23 protein-coding genes and 1 pseudogene are annotated in these 21,589 nt (G+C 63.4%); 11 read left to right on the top strand and 13 right to left on the bottom strand.

Annotation, left to right across the window (positions count from 1 at the left end):
- Window positions 1-230 precede the first annotated feature (230 nt).
- Window positions 231-1,091 carry a hypothetical protein gene (locus tag IVB12_RS01530; protein ID WP_247294931.1) on the bottom strand — a complete coding sequence of 287 codons (861 nt, stop codon included), beginning with the start codon at window positions 1,089-1,091 and terminating at the stop codon, window positions 231-233.
- 391 nt (window positions 1,092-1,482) lie between these two features.
- On the opposite strand from IVB12_RS01530, the gene IVB12_RS01525 reads away from it, so the two are divergent.
- From IVB12_RS01525 to IVB12_RS01505, 5 genes and pseudogenes are all read left to right on the top strand, one after another.
- Window positions 1,483-2,265, top strand: a complete 783-nt coding sequence (locus IVB12_RS01525; RefSeq protein ID WP_247294929.1) for a phosphatase PAP2 family protein — start codon at window positions 1,483-1,485, stop codon at window positions 2,263-2,265.
- Window positions 2,266-2,338: 73 nt separating this feature from the next.
- A pseudogene (locus IVB12_RS01520) lies at window positions 2,339-3,247 on the top strand (ATP-binding protein); the annotation flags it as partial.
- Between the two features lie 108 nt (window positions 3,248-3,355).
- Complete coding sequence (locus tag IVB12_RS01515; protein ID WP_247294926.1) at window positions 3,356-3,823, top strand: hypothetical protein; 468 nt, start codon at window positions 3,356-3,358, stop codon at window positions 3,821-3,823.
- A 210-nt stretch (window positions 3,824-4,033) separates the two neighbouring features.
- Window positions 4,034-6,259: an ATP-binding protein gene (locus tag IVB12_RS01510; protein WP_247294924.1), complete on the top strand. Its 2,226-nt coding sequence runs from the start codon at window positions 4,034-4,036 to the stop codon at window positions 6,257-6,259.
- Between the two features lie 109 nt (window positions 6,260-6,368).
- Window positions 6,369-6,998, top strand: a complete 630-nt coding sequence (locus IVB12_RS01505) for a histidine phosphatase family protein (RefSeq protein ID WP_247294922.1) — start codon at window positions 6,369-6,371, stop codon at window positions 6,996-6,998.
- On the opposite strand, the gene IVB12_RS01500 is transcribed toward IVB12_RS01505, so the two are convergent.
- The 8 genes from IVB12_RS01500 to hisB all read right to left on the bottom strand — a co-directional run bounded on the left by IVB12_RS01500 (window position 6,966) and on the right by hisB (window position 12,157).
- Window positions 6,966-7,319 (bottom strand): hypothetical protein, encoded by a 354-nt coding sequence (locus IVB12_RS01500; protein WP_247294921.1) that lies wholly within the window; start codon window positions 7,317-7,319, stop codon window positions 6,966-6,968. The two genes, IVB12_RS01505 and IVB12_RS01500, sit on opposite strands and share 33 nt — an antisense overlap.
- Before the next feature lie 104 nt (window positions 7,320-7,423).
- A complete protein-coding gene (gene coaA / locus IVB12_RS01495) occupies window positions 7,424-8,380 on the bottom strand; it encodes a type I pantothenate kinase (RefSeq protein ID WP_200497031.1) in 957 nt (318 codons plus the stop codon).
- A 22-nt stretch (window positions 8,381-8,402) separates the two neighbouring features.
- Complete coding sequence (locus IVB12_RS01490) at window positions 8,403-8,729, bottom strand: phosphoribosyl-ATP diphosphatase (protein ID WP_247276591.1); 327 nt, start codon at window positions 8,727-8,729, stop codon at window positions 8,403-8,405.
- Window positions 8,730-8,810: 81 nt separating this feature from the next.
- Window positions 8,811-9,584: an imidazole glycerol phosphate synthase subunit HisF gene (gene hisF, locus IVB12_RS01485; RefSeq protein WP_247294918.1), complete on the bottom strand. Its 774-nt coding sequence runs from the start codon at window positions 9,582-9,584 to the stop codon at window positions 8,811-8,813.
- A gap of 10 nt (window positions 9,585-9,594) precedes the next feature.
- On the bottom strand, window positions 9,595-10,326 hold the full coding sequence (hisA, locus tag IVB12_RS01480) for a 1-(5-phosphoribosyl)-5-[(5-phosphoribosylamino)methylideneamino]imidazole-4-carboxamide isomerase (RefSeq protein ID WP_247295056.1): 732 nt from the start codon (window positions 10,324-10,326) through the stop codon (window positions 9,595-9,597).
- Window positions 10,323-10,973, bottom strand: a complete 651-nt coding sequence (hisH, locus tag IVB12_RS01475; RefSeq protein WP_247276593.1) for an imidazole glycerol phosphate synthase subunit HisH — start codon at window positions 10,971-10,973, stop codon at window positions 10,323-10,325. Before hisH ends, hisA begins: the two co-directional genes overlap by 4 nt.
- Window positions 10,970-11,500 (bottom strand): DUF2628 domain-containing protein, encoded by a 531-nt coding sequence (locus IVB12_RS01470; protein ID WP_247276594.1) that lies wholly within the window; start codon window positions 11,498-11,500, stop codon window positions 10,970-10,972. Before IVB12_RS01470 ends, hisH begins: the two co-directional genes overlap by 4 nt.
- A gap of 63 nt (window positions 11,501-11,563) precedes the next feature.
- Window positions 11,564-12,157, bottom strand: coding sequence for an imidazoleglycerol-phosphate dehydratase HisB (gene hisB, locus IVB12_RS01465; RefSeq protein ID WP_091882569.1), 594 nt, complete (start codon window positions 12,155-12,157; stop codon window positions 11,564-11,566).
- Window positions 12,158-12,417: 260 nt separating this feature from the next.
- Here hisB and hslV point away from each other — a divergent pair, with 260 nt between their 5' ends.
- The 5 genes from hslV to IVB12_RS01440 all read left to right on the top strand — a co-directional run bounded on the left by hslV (window position 12,418) and on the right by IVB12_RS01440 (window position 17,123).
- The gene (gene hslV, locus IVB12_RS01460; protein WP_247294916.1) at window positions 12,418-12,978 is read left to right on the top strand and encodes an ATP-dependent protease subunit HslV; all 561 of its coding nucleotides are present in this window, start codon (window positions 12,418-12,420) and stop codon (window positions 12,976-12,978) included.
- A gap of 363 nt (window positions 12,979-13,341) precedes the next feature.
- The gene (locus IVB12_RS01455; protein ID WP_247294913.1) at window positions 13,342-13,827 is read left to right on the top strand and encodes a GNAT family N-acetyltransferase; all 486 of its coding nucleotides are present in this window, start codon (window positions 13,342-13,344) and stop codon (window positions 13,825-13,827) included.
- Window positions 13,824-14,441, top strand: coding sequence for a DUF2585 domain-containing protein (locus IVB12_RS01450; RefSeq protein ID WP_247294911.1), 618 nt, complete (start codon window positions 13,824-13,826; stop codon window positions 14,439-14,441). The genes IVB12_RS01455 and IVB12_RS01450 overlap by 4 nt, the downstream gene beginning before the upstream one ends.
- A gap of 53 nt (window positions 14,442-14,494) precedes the next feature.
- On the top strand, window positions 14,495-15,799 hold the full coding sequence (gene hslU, locus IVB12_RS01445; protein ID WP_247294909.1) for an ATP-dependent protease ATPase subunit HslU: 1,305 nt from the start codon (window positions 14,495-14,497) through the stop codon (window positions 15,797-15,799).
- Window positions 15,800-15,998: 199 nt separating this feature from the next.
- Window positions 15,999-17,123 (top strand): hypothetical protein, encoded by a 1,125-nt coding sequence (locus IVB12_RS01440; protein WP_247294907.1) that lies wholly within the window; start codon window positions 15,999-16,001, stop codon window positions 17,121-17,123.
- A gap of 37 nt (window positions 17,124-17,160) precedes the next feature.
- Here the strand turns inward: IVB12_RS01440 and IVB12_RS01435 are convergent, their stop codons facing one another.
- The 3 genes from IVB12_RS01435 to IVB12_RS01425 are packed head-to-tail and all read right to left on the bottom strand — an operon-like array spanning window position 17,161 to window position 19,962.
- Window positions 17,161-17,751: a Smr/MutS family protein gene (locus tag IVB12_RS01435; RefSeq protein WP_247294905.1), complete on the bottom strand. Its 591-nt coding sequence runs from the start codon at window positions 17,749-17,751 to the stop codon at window positions 17,161-17,163.
- A complete protein-coding gene (locus tag IVB12_RS01430) occupies window positions 17,748-19,289 on the bottom strand; it encodes an MltA domain-containing protein (protein ID WP_247294903.1) in 1,542 nt (513 codons plus the stop codon). The genes IVB12_RS01435 and IVB12_RS01430 overlap by 4 nt, the downstream gene beginning before the upstream one ends.
- Window positions 19,267-19,962 carry a Tim44/TimA family putative adaptor protein gene (locus IVB12_RS01425; protein ID WP_247294902.1) on the bottom strand — a complete coding sequence of 232 codons (696 nt, stop codon included), beginning with the start codon at window positions 19,960-19,962 and terminating at the stop codon, window positions 19,267-19,269. The genes IVB12_RS01430 and IVB12_RS01425 overlap by 23 nt, the downstream gene beginning before the upstream one ends.
- 401 nt (window positions 19,963-20,363) lie before the next feature.
- Here IVB12_RS01425 and secB point away from each other — a divergent pair, with 401 nt between their 5' ends.
- Window positions 20,364-20,849: a protein-export chaperone SecB gene (secB, locus tag IVB12_RS01420; protein WP_247294899.1), complete on the top strand. Its 486-nt coding sequence runs from the start codon at window positions 20,364-20,366 to the stop codon at window positions 20,847-20,849.
- Here the strand turns inward: secB and dnaQ are convergent.
- Entirely contained in the window at window positions 20,840-21,562 is a 723-nt protein-coding gene (gene dnaQ, locus IVB12_RS01415) for a DNA polymerase III subunit epsilon (protein ID WP_247294896.1), read from the bottom strand. The two genes, secB and dnaQ, sit on opposite strands and share 10 nt — an antisense overlap.
- Window positions 21,563-21,589 lie beyond the last annotated feature (27 nt).

The following is a 21,589-nucleotide window of genomic DNA, read 5'->3' as shown; positions in this document are numbered from 1 at the left end:
GGCCAGCGAAAGGCTTATACACCGCAGGCCGTAGCAAGGCGGCGGCGGCTTCAGGCCAAGAAGCTTTGAAGTCGGGTTGGGATTGACCCGAAAAATAGGGTCCGGTGGCCGAAAGGGGACCCATATGCGCGTGTCAGCCCACAGATGATCCCGAGGCGCACAGTTGGCCGCGCTGATCTACCGCCACTTGAAGACTGACAGGAGGCCCGGTGGGCGCCACGGGACCCAAATCAGGCTTGGGGTAGCGGAGGCAACCCGATCAAGACGGTGCGGACCCGAACCGGACACTCAGGCCGACGCTCCTCAGGCGGGATAATCCCAAAACCAATGTTTGGAGAGATAAGCCGCTTAAGGATCGAACAAACGAGTAAGTCCTCACCAAAGGTCAGCAGATTTTCAATGAGGACTTCAAGGTCTGGAAACAGGAGCGTCTCTCGACGAGCGTCCTTGCCCTCCCGGCGCCAACTAGGCTCAAGGCGGCCGTTCGATGTTGCGCGGTAGTTTTCCAGTACCATAGCGGTGCCGCCATCCGGGTGCTCGACCGCGTTTCTAAACTTGATGATATCGGAAACCCACGGCTCTTCAGAACGAAGCATGTGCGTGAAGTCGGCGTCTCGACCGAACATTTCGGCGGCCCATGTGATCACGGCGCCTTCTTTGACCTTCCCTTTGTCGATCCAGCTCGTAAGGCGGCTCGCGTCCGCGAAATTCGCCCCAAAGAACAGGTTCAGCACTCGGAGCGCGTCACGCAGATATAGCTTTGCTTCATACAAGAACGTGTTGACCTCGTCCTCCAGGCCGATGACGAAAGGAAAGCTGCGGGCACCTTGGTCCACCGCAGCAGCGACTTCTTGAAGCGACATGTCTCGAGCTTGGCAGAGGCGCGTATAGGCGTCGAAGCATCGCAACAGACTTCGTTGAAGGCAATCGTGGTAGAGCCGAAAAACCTGATCTTGACCTTCCTTGGGAAGGTTGGCGCAGTTGAGCAGCTCCAGAGTTTGAAGGGAGAGCCGCGCCACGATTGGATTGCTGGTCCCATGATTGGAGCGCTTTTGGACAATGAACGGCTGCGGTCTTACAGGCTGATCCATGACCGGTTTATATCACAGAACAAAGCCGGAACACCATCTCGGTATTCCCGTTGACGAAACCACCTGTTGATGGCTCGCGTTCGTCACCCGCGCGCTAGCATGCGGCCGTAGCTCGGGCGGCGGTGGCCCTTTAAAGCCGTATATTTTGAAGCCCCGTGGGAGGGGTCGAGCAAAATAGGGTCCGGTGTTCGAAAGGGGACCCGAAAAAATCCGAGAAGAACCGCAACCCCCCCTTTTGGCATTGACGAAATCATATGCTGCCCGGATTTAATTTCTCCAAACCTTTTTCTGAGTAAACTCTGATTGGCTGAATCGAGGTTAGTTCGTGGTTGAGGAGCTCGCAACGCAACCCGCGGGCCATCGGGCAGGCTCGATGGTCTTGGCGAACGGAATGACGAAAAAGGCAGCACTGGCGCTAATCATCGTCGCCGCCGCAATCTTCGGTTTTTTGTTTTTCTCCGCGAGGTTCAGCCAAGCGGCAGGCAGCAGTTGGGATCGGGACCTCCTACTCTGGCTCAACTCGCTCTCTGCAAGTCACGAGTATGTGTGGGAGCTTGCCAACAATTCCTTGTTCAGGGGATTTCCGGTCTTTTTTTCTCTCGTCTCGTTGTGGTTCGCCGACGACAGCAGAGAACGACGCTGCCGGATGCTGGCCGGGTTCCTTGCGACTTGTGTGGCGACAGTCCTCTCCGTCTGGCTACAGTTTCATCTTGCCACCCATACACGCCCATTTTTGGACCCAGCCCTTCCCTTGAATATGGCCGTGCTGGATAGAATCGACCCACAACTGCGCTTTGTTTGGGATCGCAGAGACTCGTTTCCCAGCGACACCGCGACACTGTTTTTTGCCCTCGCTACCGTGATCCTCTTAGAAAATCGATTGGTCGGGCTGCTTTGCCTTCTCTGGGTCGCCGTGATCATAGCAGTCCCGCGGGTCATCTTTGGGTGGCACTATCCGACTGACATCGTTGGCTCTCTAGTTTTGGGACTGGCATGCGTTCTTCTCTTCAACACCGTTCCATACCTGCGGACGCTGTTTGAGCGCACGCTGATCCTGTTTGAGAGTCGCATGTATATTGTCCATGCACTTGTGGTCATCTTTCTGATTGAGGCGTCCGGATTGTTTCTTAGCGTCCAGAAACTCGGAAAAACTCTTGTGCAGCTGTCAGGTTAGCCAAGGCAGAAGAACGCCACTGCCATTATCGGGCAACTCGCGGCAGAGATAGGACGCGCATTGTCATTGAGAAAATCACCTGCTGATGATCGGCGCGCCTGGCGCCGGCAAATCGATGCTGGCGGCCCGCCTGCCCTCGATCCTGCCGCCGCTGTCGCCAGGCGAACTGCTCGAAGTCTCGATGATCGCCTCCGTCGCCGGCGAGATCGAGGGCGGCGCGCTAACCGCGCGGCGGCCGTTCCGCTCGCCGCATCATTCCGCCAGCATGGCCGCGCTCACCGGCGGCGGCGTGCGCGCCAAGCCCGGCGAGATCTCGCTGGCGCATCAGGGCGTGCTGTTCCTCGACGAGCTGCCGGAGTTCGATCCGCGCGTGCTGGATTCGCTGCGCCAGCCCCTCGAGAACGGCGAGGTCGCGGTGTCGCGCGCCAATCATCGCGTCACCTACCCTGCCCGCTTCATGCTGGTGGCCGCAATGAATCCCTGCCGCTGCGGCAACGCGTTCGAGCCGGGCTATGCCTGCAAGCGCGGCCGCATCGACCGCTGCACCGGCGACTACCAGGCGCGCATCTCGGGTCCCTTGATGGATCGCATTGATCTGCGCATCGAGGTGCCGGCGGTGACCGCGGCCGATTTGATTCTGCCGCCGCCAGCGGAAGGCTCCGCCGAAGTCGCCGCGCGCGTGGCGGCGGCACGCGACATCCAGCTCGCGCGTTATGCGGATGCCGGCCTGCCCAACGTCCGCACCAATGCCGAGGCGCCGGCCTCGGTCCTCGAAGAGATCGCAAAACCGGATGCGCAAGGCGCCAAGCTATTGCGGGACGCGGCGGAGACCATGCGGCTGTCGGCGCGCGGCTATCACCGCGTGCTGCGGGTCGCGCGCACGCTGGCCGATCTCGATAACGCGGACAAGATCGGCCGGCTGCACCTCGCCGAAGCGCTGTCCTACCGCGCACTCGCGGAGGATGTACGGCAGATGGCGTGAAGCCCGCACGCATCAACCCGGCGGTAACGAGTTTCCTTTACGCTCTGCAAACCATAAGCCGCATGTGTTTCCAACACGAGTTCCCGCGGGGCGGGCGAGTAGAGTGTCATGTTGCGTTTCAAGATCCTGGCGTCGCTTGTTCCCCTGTTGGCGGCGGCGGTGTTCGCCCGCGCCGAGATCGGATCGGTCTCGCATCCCTGCATTGCCCTGGGCGAGACCTCGGTCGAGCTCACCTCCGTGTTCTGGACCGCCGGCGTGCATGTCGCCTTCACCGATGATCCCGCGCAGGCCACGGTACGGGTCCAGGTCACCGACAATGCGGACGCTGCGGACTTCGCGGTGGTCGACGATGGCCTCGGCTCGGAATCGGATTCCTGCCAGGGCAATCCGTCGACACGCCTGGTCTCGATCGCCGCGCAGCCCGTCGACGGCGGCCAGGTGATCTATCTCTCCACCGAAGGACCGGCCGATTACCGCATCTATGTGCGCTCGAAGACGTTCTCGCAGCGCGAGGCCGCGGCGCTGATCGTCGGCGCCCGCGGCGGCCATGGCCACCTGCAGGCCGCCTCGCTCTAAAGCGCGCTGAGATCACGATCGCGCTTTAGCTTCTTGCTTGAGCATGATCTTTTCGGAAAATCGCTGCACACTTTTGCGGATCATGCTCTGAAGCGTTAACACCTCGTCAACCCTGTTGGGAGGCGGCGCCAAAGCCTCAAGCTGTTCGCAAGGTCGACGCGACATCGTCGCACACGGCGGGCACGGGGTTTCGGACAAGGGTCGGTGGCGATGGGTCGGACGTTCCGGATCAAGGTGCGCATGCGCCGCTTCAGGCGACAGCATCCCCGTATCGCTTTCGCGCTGCGCTCGTTCATTATCTTCTCGGCGACGTTCGGCGCCGCCTACGGCTTCGTCTCCGGCAGCCGGTCCGAGAATTCCGGCTACGATCCCAACGCCTTTGCGATCGGCGCGAGCTTTCTGTTCGCGCTGGCGTGCCTTGGTCTTGCGACGCTGAGCATGCGGCTGCGCTTCGTCAACAAGCGGCTGCGTTCGCTCGCCGCCCACAACGAGGCGCTGATCGACCGCAATTGGGAGCTCAAGGAAGCCGAAGAGCGCGCCCGCAGCCTGTTCGAGCAGCAGGGCGACCTGATCGTGCTGCGCGACACGAGCGGCCGCATCACCTTTGCCAACGACGCCTATTGCGCGCTGGCGGGACAGGCCCGGAGCGCGCTGGTCGGCACACGCTTCGACTTCGACGTGCTGGAGCAGGGCGACAGCGCGCGCGAGAGCAGCGGCACGCGCGTTCACGACCAGAAAATCGCAACCCCGCTCGGTGCGCGCTGGATCGCCTGGCGCGAGGGCTATGTGCGCCGCGATGCCGGCCAGCCCGCCGAATTGCAGAGCGTCGGACGCGACGTCACCGACCGCACCGAGACCGAGCGCGCTTTATCCGACGCGCGCGATCAGGCCGATGCCGCCAACCGCGCGAAATCGCGTTTCCTCGCGATGGCCTCGCACGAAATCCGCACGCCCCTCAACGGCATCATCGGCATGGGCAGCCTCTTGCTCGACACCATGCTGACGCCGGAGCAGACGACCTATGCCAGGGCGGTGAAAACCTCGGGCGAAGCACTGATGGCGCTGATCGAGGAGCTGCTCGATTATTCCAAGATCGAAGCCGGCAAGCTCGATCTCGAGCAGCGTCCTTTCGCCTTGTCCACGCTGGTCGAGGAGATCACCGAGCTTCTCGCGCCGCGTGCGCAGGCCAAGAGTCTCGAGATCGCGTCCTATATCGACGAGCGCCTGCCGCTCGAGGTCGTGGGGGACGCCGCGCGGCTGCGCCAGGTGCTGCTCAACCTCGCCGGCAACGCCATCAAGTTCACCGCGAGCGGCGGCGTCGCGCTGATCGTCGAGCCCGGCATGCGGCCGAACGAGATCAGCTTCCTGGTCCGCGACACCGGCATCGGCATCGCGTCGGAAGCGCAATCGCGCATCTTCCGGGAGTTCGAGCAGGCGGACGAGCGCGTCGCGCGCACCTATGGCGGCACCGGGCTAGGCCTGTCCATCAGCGAGCGCATCGTCAAGCGCATGGGCGGCCGGATCACGCTCGAGAGCGAACCGGGCAAAGGGTCAACCTTCGAGGTCGCGGTGCCGCTAGCCCCGTCACAAGCAGGTAGCGGACAGACGGCATTCCCCAGCCCCGAACTCGCCGGCAAGCCGATTCTCCTCGTCGCCGAGGGCATCGAGGCGTCGCTGATCGCGCGGCGCCTGGAGCGCTGGGGCGGTCAGACCTGCATGGTGGCGGACGCCGCCGTGGCTCAAGCGCTGCTGCCGGAGCGTTCATGGCACGCCATGCTGGTCGATCGCGCGATCGGTCCCGCCGCTGCCGACCATCTCGGCGAAACGGCGCGGGCGCATGCGATGCAGCGCCTGGTGCTGCTGACGTCGAGCTCGCGCCATGAGGAACTGTCCCCGGCCTTCACCGGATTCCTGGTGAAGCCGCTGCGCGCCGCCTCGCTCGCCACACGCCTTTCGCTGACGCCGGAGGTCGCCTCGCCCGAGCTCGCGCCGGAGCCATTGGCAGAATCCAAAAGTGCAACGCCGGCGAAAGGCCTGTCGATCCTCGTTGCCGAGGACAACGAGATCAATGCGCTGTTGATGCGCTCGCTGCTCACCAAACTCGGCCACCGCGTCGTCATCGCTATCCACGGCGAAGCGGCGCTGGAATCCTGGCTCGCCGCCTCATCGGCCGGCACGCCCTATGACCTCGTGCTGATGGATATCCAGATGCCGCAGCTCGACGGCATTGAGACGACAAAGCGCATTCGCGCGCATGAGGCGGCCATGGGTCGCCAGCGCGTGCCCATCCTGGCACTCACCGCCAATACGCTGGTCGAGGACCGCTACGCCTGCTTCGAGGCAGGCATGAATGGATTCCTGATCAAGCCGCTCGACCGCGAGAAGCTGGATCAGGCGCTGGCCGGGCTGGCCACGTCCCGCCACCTGACAGTCTGATCCAGAATTTCACGAAAACCTCGGCCCGACCGGCAATCGATAATTGAAATCGGCCTCGTTGCGCGTCACCATCCCCTGAGGGGACGTTTTGCAATAGGGGACTTTGCGCATGAACGTGCTTTGCCGCCTCGCACTCATTGTCCTTTTCGCTGGAATTTCTGGACACACCGCGGCGGATACGCCGGAACTCATCACATCCCTCAGGCAGGGCGGTTACGTGCTGGTGTTTCGGCACACCGCCACCGACGACAGCCAAAGGGACGTCTACCCTTTCAAATTCGACGACATGAGCGCGCAGCGCCAGCTCAGTGAAAAGGGCAGGGACATGGCGCGTCAGATCGGGACAGCGGTCAAGGATCTCGCGATTCCGATCGGCGAGGTCTACACCAGCCGGCTGAACCGCGCGGTCGAGGCGGGCAAGCTGATCTCCGGCCGCGAGGTCAAGCCGGTCGATGCGTTAACGGACAGCAGCAACGCCAGTGCGTCGGGAATGGCCAACCCGACGGGTGCAAATGCAAAGGCGGGCCAAGCCGTGCGTCATCTCGTCGATACGCCGCCGAAGGCCGGCACCAACACGTTCCTGATCACCCACAAGACGAACATCGCCGATGCCTTCGGCAAGGAGGCCGGCGACGTGCAGGAAGGCGAAGCCTTCGTCTACAAGGCCAGCAGCTCCGGGCCCGCCATCTTTGCGGGGCGCATCAAGCTAGCGGACTGGAATACGAAAACAGGCAAGTGAGCCATCCAGCGGCGGCGTGCCAGCTAGGTTAACGGCCAGGTCGGGCGCCGAGCATGCCCCGTGCCGTCCGGCGCGACTCGGTGCGTCGGCATGTGAAAGAAAGCGCGGCGCAGTGAGCTTATCAGGCGGCGCTCGGTCGGCTTTGAAGATGGTGTCCGCTTTTGCCGCGCGCTTGCAATGTGGGCACACGAAAAGATGCGCGATGATCGGCGTCGGCTCGTCCGCGAGCAGTTCGGAGCGGAACCACTTCATCTCGATGTGGCAGTCCGGGCAGATCGGAGCTTCAAGCTGCTCCGCAGCGCTTCTGAGACGATCAACCATAGTGCCTCTCCGCCGTTCTTGAACGCATAGCGGAATACCGATTGTAGGTCTGCAACAAAAGACACTCAGCCCAAACCAGCCAGGGGCCATGTTCACCGGCGCGATTACAACCGCCTGAGCGCCACGCTCTCCACCGTGTGGTCGGCGCCCTTCTTCAGGATCAGCGTCGCGCGGGGCCGGGTCGGCAAGATGTTGTCCTCGAGATTGGCGAGGTTGGTGCGCTCCCAGATCGCGATCGCGGTGGCGGTGGCTTCCTCGTCCGACAACAGCGCGTAGCGGTTGAAGTAGGATTTTGGATTGGTGAAGGCGGTGTCACGCAGCGCCAGGAAGCGCTTGATGTACCATTGCCGCAGCGCCGCCTCGTCGGCGTCGATATAGACGGAGAAATCGAAGAAGTCGGAGACCACAGGCACCGCCTTGCCGTCGCGCGGCAGCTTGCCGGTCTGCAGGACGTTGACGCCTTCGACGATCAGGATGTCGGGCTGGTCGATCTCGGCCCACTGGTTCGGCACGATGTCGTAGGTCAGATGCGAATAGACCGGCGCGCGCACATGACGGCGTCCGGACTTGATGTCGGAGAGGAAGCTGAGCAGCAGTGGCAGGTCGTAGCTCTCGGGAAAACCCTTCTTCTGCATGATGCCCTGCCGGTCGAGCACCGCGTTGGGGTAGAGAAACCCGTCGGTGGTGATCAGCTCGACCTTCGGGCGCGGCGACCAGCGCGCCAAGAGGGCCTGGAGCACGCGGGCCGTGGTGGATTTGCCTACCGCGACCGAGCCGGCAACGCCGATGATGTAGGGCACCTTGCGGTCGCGGATGTTGAGGAATTGCCGCTCGGCGTAATACAGGCGCTGCATCGCATCGACGTAGATCGAGAGCAGGCGCGACAGCGGCAGGTAAATGTCCTCGACCTCCTGGAGGTCGAGGCGGTCGTGCAGCGAACGCAGCCGGTCGAACTCGCCCGGCTCCAGCGTCATCGGCGTGTCGTCGCGCAAGCGCGCCCATTCTTCGCGCGTATAGACGCGGTACGGATTATACTGCTGCTCGGGTGCGCGGATATCCATGACGCGATCTTTTCCACCTCGGCTAGTTGCCGCTCTTGCGCGACGCCTTTTCTTCCAACCCTGACATCGACGTCCGCTTGTCCAGCGCGGCCTCGACCTCCTCCAGCTTTACGCCGCGGGCCTTGAGCAGCACAAGGAAATGGTAGAGCAGGTCGGCGCTCTCGGCGATCAGATGCGCGCGATCGTTTTCGACTGCTGCGATTACGGTTTCGACTGCCTCCTCACCGAACTTCTTGGCGCAATGCTCGGCGCCCTTGTCCAGGAGCTTGCGGGTGTAGGAGGCCTCGCCACCGGCGGCCGCGCGGGCATCGATGGTCTCGGCCAGATCATGGATCGTGAAACGCGGCATACGGAATACTCGGAAAACGCGATACGGCCGAACGAGCCGGTCCCCACACGGCTCGTGTAGCACTTTTACGAACGGGAGTCGTCAGGCATCGAGGCGCATGGGCAGCCCGCGCCGGGCCATGTGCTCCTTGGCTTGTCGGATGGTGAATTCCCCGAAGTGGAAGATCGAGGCCGCCAGCACGGCGGTGGCGTGCCCGTCGCGGATACCCTCGACGAGATGGTCGAGATTGCCGACGCCGCCCGAGGCGATCACCGGAACGGAGACGCTGTCGGCAATCGCGCGCGTCAGCGGAATGTCGAAACCCTGCCTGGTGCCGTCGCGGTCCATCGAGGTAAGCAGGATTTCGCCGGCGCCGAGCGAGACCACTTCCTGGGCATATTCGATGGCATCGATGCCGGTCGAGTTGCGCCCGCCATGGGTGAAGATCTCCCAGCGGTCGCCGCCCGGACGCTTGACGCGCTTGGCATCGATCGCCACCACCACGCATTGCTCGCCGAACTTTTCGGCCGCTTCCTTGACGAACTCCCGTCGCGACACCGCGGCGCTGTTGATCGAGACCTTGTCGGCGCCGGCGCGCAGCAGCGTCTTGATGTCGTTGACCTCACGCACGCCGCCGCCGACGGTGACAGGCATGAAGCAGGCTTCTGCCGTGCGCCGGACCACATCGAGCATGATGCCGCGGTTCTCATGGGTCGCAGTGATGTCGAGGAAGGTAAGCTCGTCGGCCCCAGCGGCATCATAGGCGATTGCGGCTTCGACAGGGTCGCCGGCATCGCGCAAATCGACGAAATTCACGCCCTTGACGACCCTTCCGTCCTTGACGTCGAGGCAGGGGATCACGCGCACCTTGAACATTGGATGCCTCCTAGCGCGCGTTACGGATCAGGGCGAGGGCGGCGGCGGGATCAAGCCGGCCATCATAGAGCGCGCGGCCGGCGATCGCGCCGGCGAGCTTCCTGGCGCGCGGCGTCAGCATCGCCTTGACGTCCTCGATCGAAGCAAGGCCGCCGGAGGCGATCACCGGAATCGAAATCGCGTCCGCCAGCGCAATGGTCGCGTCCAGGTTCAGGCCCTTGAGCAGACCGTCGCGCGCGATGTCGGTGAAGATGATGGCGGCAACGCCGGCGTCCTCGAACCGCTGCGCGATCTCCAGCACTGTGACCTGCGAGGTCTCGGCCCAGCCTTCGACAGCGACCTTGCCGTCGCGCGCGTCTAACCCGACCGCGATTCGGCCGGGGAATTGCTTCGCCGCCGCCTTCACCAATTCAGGGTCGCGCACCGCGGCGGTGCCGATGATGACGCGGGCGATGCCCTTGCCGAGCCAGGCTTCGACGGTCGCGAGATCGCGAATGCCGCCGCCGAGCTGTACCGGAATGTTGATCGTCTTCAGCATCGCCTCGACGGCCTGCGCATTGACCGGCTTGCCGGCAAAGGCGCCGTCGAGATCGACAACGTGGAGATACTCAAAGCCCTGCGCGGAAAAGCTCTGCGCCTGCGCCGCGGGATCGAGATTGAACACGGTGGCGCGCGCCATGTCGCCTTGCTCGAGACGCACGCACTGGCCGTTCTTGAGGTCGATGGCGGGGAAGAGAATCACGGTTTCCATCGCAAAAAGTTCGAGATCAGGGCCAGCCCGAACCGCTGGCTCTTCTCGGGGTGGAATTGCGTGCCGATCGCGGTGTCCTTTGCGACGATCGCGGTGACGGGCCCGCCATAATCGGCGCGCGCCAGCACGTCCGCCTCGTTGGCGGGGTTGAGGTGATAGGAGTGCACGAAATAGGCGTGCTGGCCCTTGGGGCCAAGCGGCAGCTTGTTCAGCACCGGATGCTCGCGCAGCACCTCCAGCGTGTTCCAGCCCATGTGCGGGATCTTCAGGTTTTCGTCGCGCGGCGTGATCTTCTCGACGTCGCCGCCGATCCAATTCAGCCCCTCCGTCGTGACGTGCTCCTTGCCGCGGCTCGCCATCAATTGCATGCCGACGCAGATGCCGAAGAACGGCCGCGCCTTGACGCGCACCGCTTCGGTGATGGCCTCGACCATGCCGTTGACGGCGTCAAGTCCGCGCCGGCAATCGGCGAAAGCGCCGACGCCCGGCAGCACCAGACGGTCGGCGCTGTAGGCCTGGTCCGGATCGCTGGTAACGAATACCTTTTGCGGGTCCTCCAGGCTGCGCGCGGCACGTTCGAAGGCCTTGGCGGCGGAATGCAGATTGCCCGAACCGTAATCGATGATGGCGACGCTCATCTTGACCCTCCCGGTTCTGGAAACAACCCAATGATGCCGCCCGCCGGCAACGGCGGCGGGTTCGAGAATTGCTGACCCGGCACGCTACGGGTCGGCGGCGGGCCGCCGCGATCGACGGCCCATTGATCATTGACGATGCCATGCTGCTTCTGGCTCCAGCGCTCGAAGAAGCGATGCTCGGCAGTGTCTTCCTTGTCGGCAATCACGACGTCGAGCTGCCGCCATTTGCCGCGTGAGAGAGTCCAGCGGCGCAGGCTCGAGGCCTCGAAGCCCATCAGCAGCGCGACGATGATATTGGCGAAGAAGATCGAGCTGCGTCCAACACCCAGGCTGGACAGCCCCGCATTGAACGCGGCCACAAAGATCACCCAGCCGATCAGCGCCAGCCACAGCCGATTCCACAGCAGCCAGAGCGGGCCGAAGATCATCGCCCAGAAGTGGAAGCCGTCGCGCACGAAGACGAACTTGTCGGTCGCGCGCAAATCGGCTCCGGCAGGAGAGGGAGCATGAACTGTGTAGACAGGCATGGTGATGCCCCGTTCTCTAAATTCAGTGATACCGCAAGCGGCGCGTGCCGCCGGCCGGAGATGTCAGCCGCCGAGCGAGCCCTTGGTGGACGGGATCTCCCCCACAGCCTTCGGATCGATCGCGACAGCGGTGCGCAGCGCCCGCGCCAGACCCTTGAAGCAGGACTCGGCGATATGGTGGCTGTTATCGCCATATAGGGTCTCAACGTGGAGAGTCACGCCGGCGTTGATGGCGAAGGCCTGGAACCACTCGCGCACCAGCTCGGTGTCGAACTCGCCGATCTTGTCGCGGGGAAAGTCGGCCTTGAACACCAGAAACGGGCGGCCCGAGATGTCGATGACCACGCGCGACAGCGTCTCGTCCATGGGCATGTGCACGCCGGCATAGCGGGTGATACCCGCCATGTTGCCGAGCGCCTGCTTGACGGCCTGGCCGAGCGCAATGCCGGTGTCTTCGGTGGTATGGTGGTGATCAATGTGCAGGTCACCTACCGCCTTGACCGTGAGGTCGATGCGGGAATGGCGGGCGAGGAGATCGAGCATGTGGTCGAAAAAGCCGATGCCGGTCGCGATATTGGCCACGCCGGTGCCATCGAGGTTCACGGTGACCTCGATGTCGGTTTCCTTGGTCTTGCGCTTGATCGTCGCGGTGCGCATTGAAGGCTTTCGCTGTCATTTCGGCATGATCTCGGTCGGAAAAGCGGTGTCCGCTTTTCAAAATCATGCTGTTCGGGGCCGAAAACGCCGGTCTTTTACCAGCCAAATGACGCCTTCGCTACTGCGGGAACGGCTAGCCGGGCCTCTACTTCTGCCTATGGTGAGCGAATTAGGCCCGGAGCGGCCGTTGTGCGCCGGTTGTGCGCCGGTTGTCCCTTTGGCCCCGACCGCCTAAATCAGGCGGACAACGAGGGTCATTTATGCAGGATTTCCAGAACAGCTCGCCTAGCTGGCACGGCACCACGATTTTGACGGTCCGCAAGGGCGATAAGGTGGTGGTTGGCGGCGACGGCCAGGTCTCGATCGGCCAGACCGTAATCAAGTCCAACGCCAAGAAGGTCCGCAAGCTCGGCAAGGGCGACGTTATCGGCGGCTTTGCCGGCGCCACCGCCGACGCCTTCACGCTTTTTGAGCGGCTGGAGAGCAAGCTGGAGCAATATCCGGGACAGCTGACCCGGGCCGCGGTCGAGCTGGCCAAGGACTGGCGCACCGACCGTTACCTGCGGCGGCTGGAGGCCATGATGATCGTGGCCGACAAGGACGTCTCCCTTGTCCTGACCGGCACCGGCGACGTGCTCGAGCCTGAGGCCGGCGTGATGGCGATCGGCTCCGGCGGTAATTATGCGCTGGCGGCGGCGCGCGCCCTGCTCGATACCGATAAGGACGCCGAGACCATCGTCCGCCGCTCCCTCGACATCGCCGCCGACATCTGCGTTTACACCAACCGGAATGTGACGATCGAGAGCCTCGCGAGTGGGTAGGCGGAGCGTCATTTGTCCGAAGGCTTGTCCGGATGCTCGGTGCAACCTCTCCCGCTTGCGGGGGAGGTCGGCGCGAAGCGCCGGGTGGGGGCTCTCTCCTCTGGGGGATTGTCCCATTGCGGAAGCACCCTCTCCCCGACCCTCTCCCGCAAGCGGGCTACCGTATTCACACATCTCTGTCGGAGCCATTCGCCGATTAAGCCCAAAAAGTGAGTCATCCGAGTCACTTGTCTCGATTCTGCAGCGCGTGAGCGTCCAAAACCTGGCTTTTGCTACACTCATTGAAGATGATTCTATTTTCGAGATGTGTGAATCTGGTAGCGCAAGCGGGAGAGGGAGCGCAGTCCCACCCGTGGCTACTAGATGAGGCCCACCTACACCTTTCGACCGATGACAACGGCCGATCTGCCGCTGATCCGGCGGTGGCTGGGCGAAGCGCATGTGCGGGAATGGTGGGGCGATCCGGACGAGCAGCTTGAGCTGGTCAGCGGCGATCTTGACGAGCCGGCGATGGACCAGTTCATCGTCTTGGCCGACAACAAGCCCTTCGGCTATCTTCAGTGTTACCGGCTGACGGCCTGGAATACGGGCTTTGGGCCGCAACCGGAGGGCACGCGTGGGATCGACCAGTTCATCGGCGAAAGCAACATGATCGCGCGCGGCCATGGCTCGGCCTTCATTCGCCAATTCGTCGACGCGCAGCTGCGCGCCGGTCGGCCGCGGATCGTCACCGATCCTGATCCGCTCAATGCACGCGCGGTACGCGCCTATGCGAAGGCCGGCTTCGTGCGCGACCGCTTGGTCGAGACGCCGGACGGACCGGCGCTGTTGATGGTGCGCCAACCGTGACGCTGGCGAACACGCAACCGAGCAAGCTCGCCGTACCCCCGCAAGCCTGGCTCGGCATGGCGCTGTTGCTGCTGGCGTTGCAAGCCTCCATCCTGTTCGCGGCGGGGCGCGTGCCGATCTGCACCTGCGGCTATGTGAAGTTGTGGCATGGCGTGGTGAACAGCTCGGAAAATTCGCAACAGGTCGCCGACTGGTACAGTTTCTCCCACGTCCTGCACGGCTTCCTGTTCTACGGCCTGACCTGGCTGCTGTTCGCGCGACTGCCCTCGCTGCCTTTGTCATGGCCGGCACGGCTGATCATCGCCATGCTGATCGAAGGCGCCTGGGAGATCGTCGAGAACTCGCCATTCATCATCGAACGCTACCGTGCTGGTACGATTTCGCTGGACTATTACGGCGACAGCATCGTCAATTCGGTCTCTGACACGCTGTTCATGGTGCTGGGCTTCCTCGCCGCACGCCTGCTGCCGGTCCCGGCAACGGTGGCGATCGGGCTCGCCTTCGAGATCATGCTGGCGCTCCACATTCGCGACAATCTGACGCTGAATATCCTGATGCTGATCCATCCGATCGAGGCCGTGAAGCAATGGCAATCCGGCCCGCCGATCATCTGATGGCCGAAAAAAGCGGCTTGTCCCGGCCTGAATCTGACCCTAGCTAAGGTGCCATGACAGACTTCTCTCCCCGCGAAATCGTTTCTGAACTCGACCGTTTCATCGTCGGCCAGGCCGATGCCAAGCGCGCCGTCTCGATCGCGCTGCGCAACCGCTGGCGGCGGCAGCAGCTCGAAGGCTCCCTGCGCGAGGAGGTGCTGCCGAAAAACATCCTGATGATCGGCCCCACTGGCGTCGGCAAGACGGAAATCGCGCGGCGGCTCGCCAAGCTCGCGAATGCGCCGTTCCTGAAGGTGGAAGCGACCAAGTTCACCGAAGTCGGCTATGTCGGCCGCGACGTCGAGCAGATCGTGCGCGATCTCGTCGAGGTCGCGATTGTCCAGGTGCGCGAGCGCAAGCGCAAGGACGTGCATGCGCGGGCGCAGCTCGCTGCCGAGGAGCGTGTGCTCGATGCGCTGGTCGGCGCTAATGCCTCTTCCGCGACGCGGGAATCGTTCCGCAAGAAGCTGCGTGCGGGCGAGCTCAATGATAAGGAAATCGAGATCGAGACGCAGTCGTCCGGCGGCGGCATGCCTATGTTCGAGATCCCCGGCATGCCGGGCGCGCAGATGGGCGCGATCTCGATCGGCGACATCTTTGGCAAGCTGGGCGGCCGCAGCAAGACGCGACGGCTGACGGTGGAGGGCTCGCATGAAATCCTCGTCAACGAGGAATCCGACAAGCTCTTGGACACCGAGCAGCTCACGCTGGAGGCGATCAGCGCAGTCGAGAACAACGGCATCGTGTTCCTGGACGAGATCGACAAGATCTGCGCGCGCGACGGCCGCGTCGGCGGCGACGTCTCGCGCGAGGGCGTGCAGCGCGATCTCTTGCCGCTGATCGAGGGCACCTCGGTCTCGACCAAGCACGGCGCGGTCAAGACCGACCACATCCTGTTCATCGCCTCCGGCGCCTTCCATGTCGCAAAGCCGTCCGACCTGTTGCCGGAGTTGCAGGGCCGGTTGCCGATCCGCGTCGAATTGCAGGCGCTGACCCGCGACGACATGCGCCGGATCCTGACCGAGCCCGAAGCCTCGCTGATCAAGCAATATGTCGCCTTGATGCAGACCGAAGGCGTGGCGCTCGACATCACCGACAGCGCGATCGATGCGCTGGCCGACGTCGCGGTCGCCGTCAATTCCACCGTCGAGAACATTGGCGCGCGGCGGCTCCAGACCGTGATGGAGCGGGTGCTGGACGAGATCTCGTTCACCGCTCCCGACCGCAATGGCGAGACCGTCCGGGTCGACGCCGATTACGTGCAGAAGCACGTCGGCGACCTCGCCAAAAATGCGGATTTGAGCCGGTTCATTTTGTAATTCGGTCGGGGTCCGCTATCTATCCCGCTGTCGTCCTGGCGAACGCCAGGACCCATTACCCCCCGGCGGTGTTTGTTGAAACAGATGGCGACTCCGATCTCGGCTCAAACGACCTTCTGTGGTTATGGGTCCGGGATCAGCGCTCGCTATGCGCGCTTGTCCGGAAGGACCGCGGAGATTGACGCGCCTCGAGTGCCATATGCGCGCTAGCGTCCTGCAAAACCCCTGGCGCCTGCTGCTCGCGATCAACGCCGCCGTCCTCGTCGGCGTGTTCGTCCACAAGATCCAGCTTCCGCCTTACGTCCCCTATATCCACCTTCTCGTCGACTACCATTTCGGCTTCATCAAGCGCGCGCTGATCGGGGCGATCGTCGCGCTGTTCACGGCGAAGGTACCGGTATGGCTGGTGTTCGCGCTCGGCGGCGCGACGTGGCTGGTCACGCTGGGCCTTTACGCAAGACTGTTCCAGAACACGTTCGGCTTCACCGCGAAGACGCTGCCGTTGTTCGTCTTCACCGCGGGCTCGCCGTTCTTCCTCAAGAACTTCATGCACACGCTCGGCCATTTCGACATCTATGGCTGTGCGCTGGCGACCGTCCTGCTGCTGATGCCGGCGGGCTCATTGCTGTTCGTGGCGACGGCTGCGCTGTTCTCGATCATGCTCGTCCTGATCCACCACATCCATCTCTTGATGTATGTGCCGACGATCATCACCATCGTCGTGATCAGACATTACCTGGCTTGCGGCTGCCATCGCACCAACGTCGCGTTCGGTGTCGCCGCTTTCGCGATCGTCTCCGCATTGTTCTTCGCGGCGCAATTTCTGGGAACGATGCCGATCCCGGAGGCGGAATTCGTCGCCTATCTCAAGAGCCGGATGGCCGATCCATCCCGCACCGACCTGCTGCAATTCAGCTACATCTGGTATCAGCCGCTGGCGAAGGAGGTTGCCGATACCTGGGGCCGGCTGCCACACAACATCCTCGGCGTGCCGGTCTTCGCGCTTTTGATCTGGCTGCACACGCCGTTATGGCGCTTCTTTGCGAATCTGATCGACGCGCTCGCCAGCGAAACGCATCGCCGTCTCGTGATCGCGGCGCTGATCGGCGTCAGCCTCGCTTATCTCGTGATGTTCGCAATGGTGTTCGACTATTCGCGCTGGATCTCGAACTGGGCGGTCTGCATGTTCCTGATCCTGCATGCGGTGAAGATGCTGCCCGCCGCACGGAAGGCGCCGCCGATTCAGGCGGAGGATCGCAACACCAACATCTTCGGTTTGATCATCACGCTGATCCCGCGCGTCGGAATCATCCGGCCGTTTTAGAAGCTGCGCTCCCGCTCCCACTGCGAGCGGGAGAGGTTTAGTGCCTTGCCCGCCGAATTCGTACATACAGCGCACCTTCGCCGCCGTGGCCGATATGGGCCTCCTCGAAGCCGACGACGAAGGCACGGAATTCCGGCAGGCTCAGCCATTCCGGGACCTGGCGGCGGAGCACGCCACTTTCGCCGCCGCTGCGGCCCTTGCCGGTGATGACCAGGACAAAGGTCAGGCCGTCGTGATGGGCGCGGTGCAGGAAGCCGGTCAGCGCACGATGGGCACGCGTCTGGGTCATGCCATGCAGGTCGAGCCGCGCCTCGATCTCGCGTCGTCCGCGCGACAGCTTTGCGCGCTCGCGCTTGCCGAGCGGCGCCAAGGGCGGCACGGACGGTTTTGCTAGGCGCGGCTCCGGCGCAGCCGCGACCGGCCTTGACGGTGATGCAGGTCTGGCCCCCTGGGCGGCAAGCGAGGATTCAGCGCGCGGCGCCGCCGGCGCCTTCGACACCCGAAGCTTCTTCAGCGGCTTCACCTGCTTTGCAACCGTGTCCCACAGCTCGCGCTCCTCCTCGCTCAGGGCGCGGCGGCGCGGCACGGGGCGGGGCTCCAGCACGGGCGGACGGGAGGATCGCTTCATTGCTGCCGATGCGAGCGATTCTTCACCGGCCGCTGCGGTTCGCGAACGGGCTCGATCGCCGGACGCGGCACCGGTAGCGGGACGGAACCGGCAGTGGCGACCGTTTCGTTTTTACCGACCGTCGCCGCTGCAGCAGGAGAGGCGGGCTTCGCCGGATCGGTCTGCGGAAACAGCTTTGCGATCTTTTCCGACGGCCGCGGATCCGGCACCGGCAATCGCGCGCCGCGCACACTGGGATCGAGGCTCTTCGGCACCAGCATCACGAAATGCATGGGATGGCGCAACCGCCCGGAGACGCGGCCGGCATCCGCGCCCGCGCCAAAATAAAGGTCGGCGCGCGCAGGTCCAATGATGGCCGAGCCGGTGTCCTGGGCGATCATCAGCCGGTGGAACGGCGTCTTGGCGCGTTCGGACTCGATCGGCAGCTCGCCCTCGATGAAGAACGGCGTGCCGTAGACGTGCAGCGATTTGTCGACCGCGATCGAGCGGCCGGCCGTCAGCGGAATCCCTTGCGCGCCCACCGCCTCCTCCTTGTCGGAGAGATTGACCTCGCGGAAGAAGATGTAGGCGCGGTTCTGGCGGCGCAATTCCTTGGCCCCATCCGGATTCTGCGCCATCCATTCCCTGATCTTCTGCATCGACATCTCCTCCTTCGGAATGATGCCGCGCTCGATCAGGATGCGACCTACCGCCGTGTAAGGATAGCCGTTATAGGCGTCGTAATTGAGCCGGACCGTGCCGCCGTCGTCGAACTTGATCCGTGCCGAACCCTGGATCTGTGCGAACAAGAGATCGGTCGGGTCCTTGAGCCAGGCGATCTCCAGCCCGCGGCCGGCGATCTTGCCGTCCTCGATCTCGCCGCGGTCGTAATAGGGCACCAGCTTGCGGCGACCGATCTTGCGATAGACCGGGCCCTTGTTGGGCAGGCTGACCGAGTCCTGCTTGTAGCCACGCACGAACAGGTTGGAGGGCCGGCGATAGACCGGAACGTTGTAAACATCGGTTTGGCTGCGCGATCCCTCGAGCACGGGCTCGTAATAGCCGGTGACGAAGCCGTCGGGCTCACCGAGACGGGAGATGCGCAGCGGCGCAAAATTCTCCTCGAAGAAGGTCTTGGCTCTGGCGTCGTCGGTGAGTTCGAGCGATTTGGCGACCCGGCAGGGCTCGCCCAGCGAAGCGCCGAGTGCTTTGGCTTCGGCTTTCGGCTCGGACGCGCCGGTCTGCGTGTTGATCGAACGGCAGCTCGCGCGGAAGGTCTTGTAGGCGGCGAGATGATTATCGTCGCTCCAGCCCTTCACGTCCGCCCAGGCCAGCGGCAGATATTGCGCGCCGGGAATCTCGAACGGCAGCGAAAGCTGCGGATAGGGCAAGGCGCGCGGCGGAGCGGCAGGCAATGTTGGAAGATGACGGTGGTGACTGCGGTAGTGGCGCCGCGCCGCCTCGGCGCCGAGCGAAAACGACGACAGCACGACGACACCTGCGCAAAGCGCCGTCGCGCTGGTCTTCAAGAAGATCTTAATTCGCGCTTCCGGTACCAACCAGCTTCCAGTTCGGATCGCGAGAGGAGGTGTCGCGGGCGAAAGTCCAGATGTCGGTGATGTCGGCGACCGTGTCGGCGCTGCCGTCGACGATATTGCCGGCCTTGTCGCGGGTGACCGAGATCATCTGCGAGACGAAGCGCACGGTGAGCTGGGCGGTGCGGTCGCGCAGCTCGGCGCCGACGAGCTCGGCCTTGTCGATCGAGACGAAACGCGTCTCGGTCTTCTGCTCGTTCTTCTCGCGCTCCTTGATCGCGGCGTCGAAGCTCTCATAGACTTCCGGCGACAACAAATTGCGCAGCGCGCGGCGGTCGCCATTGGCGAAGGCCAGCACGATCATCTCATAGGCGCCACGGGCACCCGAGATGAAATGGCGCGGGTCGAAGGTGGAATCCTTGTCGACGATGGCGTCGAGACCCTGCGCGAGCGGGGTGCCCGGCTCGGCCAGGCCCTTCCAGCGGTCGGTGGGCGGAGTCGGCTCGGTCGTCGGCGCCAGCGGGGCCTGGTCGATCACCTTGCCCGGCATGGTCACGACGTTCTTGTCCTGGGCACCCTGGAGCGCGTTGCGGTCGAACGGCGGCCGTTCGCTGCCGGTGCGCTGCCCCAGCACACTGCGCAGCCGCAGAAAGATGAAGACCGCCAGCGCCAGGAAGATGATGGTGTAGATGTCCACGTCGTATTCGCTTTCTGGTCTTTTCCGAGGGTCCTTGCCGGGAAAATCGTTCCGGCCAGTAGACCGTTCCATAGGGGAACGGCAAGTCTACATCACCATTTCAGGTCCGCGCGTCTGGTCCCCGGGATGTAGGCACGAAATCTTGCCCGGCCAATGCCGCCTTTTGGCACAGTGCCGAGTGTAGCGCGTTTTATGCTCAAGGGGAAACCCGATCCTGCCCGGAAATCGCGCTTCTTCAATCGTTTAGGGCGCAATTTCGCGCAAAAGACCGGGGTGAACGTCACAGTTGCGGGCGCGACTCCGATGCCTCGCCTGGGGTCGTTCGTCCTTGTGGAATGAGGCGGCCCTATGTTAGCCAACCGCCGCGAAATTCAGCCCAAATCGGGTAAGGAGAGACTTTCATGACCAACGGTAACGGCACCCCTCCCGAGGCGGCCCAGGCTCCCCAGCTCAACGTGCTGGCGCAATATACCAAGGACCTCTCGTTCGAAAATCCGAACGCGCCGAGCTCGCTCCAGCAGCAGAGCCAGCCCCCCCAGATCAACATCCAGATCAATGTCAGCGCCAACAATCTCAGCGAACATGAGTTCGAGGTGACGTTGTCGGTCGAGGGTAAGGCCGAGACTGCGAGCAAGGTGATGTTCTCGTTCGAGCTCGCCTATGCCGGCGTGTTCCGGATCGCCAATGTGCCGAAGGAGAATTTGCATCCGCTGGTCATGATCGAGTGCCCGCGTCTGCTGTTCCCGTTCGCCCGCGAGATCATCGCGACCGCGGTCCGCGACGGCGGGTTCCCGCCGCTGATGCTGGATCCGGTCGACTTCGTCGGCCTCTATCGTCAGAACATGGAGCGGCAGATGGCCGCTCAGGGCCAAGCCGGTCAGGCCTGACCGGCCGCCACGGCAGCTGGTGCGGGCAGGTACTCGTTCCAGATCGCCTTGTCGCCGAGCGTTGCGATGAAGGTGCGATGGGCCTCGCGCTCGGCAGCAGAAACCCGCGGCGCGAGCGGCACCAGGCGCTGCCGCCGCGGCGCTTCGCCACTTGCACTGACGCGAATTTCCTCGGTTTCCGAGGCCAGCAGCAACTGCGACTGCCGCGCCCCGACCAGGTCAACATAGACCTCGGCCAGAAGCTCGGCATCGAGCAACGCACCGTGCTTGGTGCGGTGTGAATTGTCGATCGCGTAACGCGAGCAGAGATCGTCGAGCCGGTTGGACACGCCGGGATGCTTGCGCCGTGCCAGCAGCAGCGTGTCGACCAGCCGCTCGCGCGGGATCGCTGCGCGCTTGATCCGGTCAAGCTCGGCGTTGATGAAGCTGATGTCGAACGAGGCGTTGTGAATCACCAGCGGCGCATCGCCGATGAATTCCAGAAACTCGTCGACGATCTCGTGGAATAGCGGCTTGGTCGCCAGAAATTCGGCCGACAGCCCGTGCACTGCAAAGGCCTCGGCCGGCATGTCCCTTTCAGGATTCATGTAGCGGTGGAAGGTCTGTCCGGTCGGCATGCGGTTGAAGATCTCGACACAGCCGATTTCGACCAGCCGATCGCCGCGGAGCGGATCGAGGCCGGTGGTTTCGGTATCGAGAACGATTTCGCGCATGATCGAGATGGCCGTGTAAAACCGGCG

This window comes from Bradyrhizobium sp. 179 (assembly GCF_023073535.1).
GTDB lineage: Bacteria > Pseudomonadota > Alphaproteobacteria > Rhizobiales > Xanthobacteraceae > Bradyrhizobium.
Note: the sequence above shows the minus strand (reverse complement) of the source record. Positions and strands in the feature narration are given on the sequence as shown.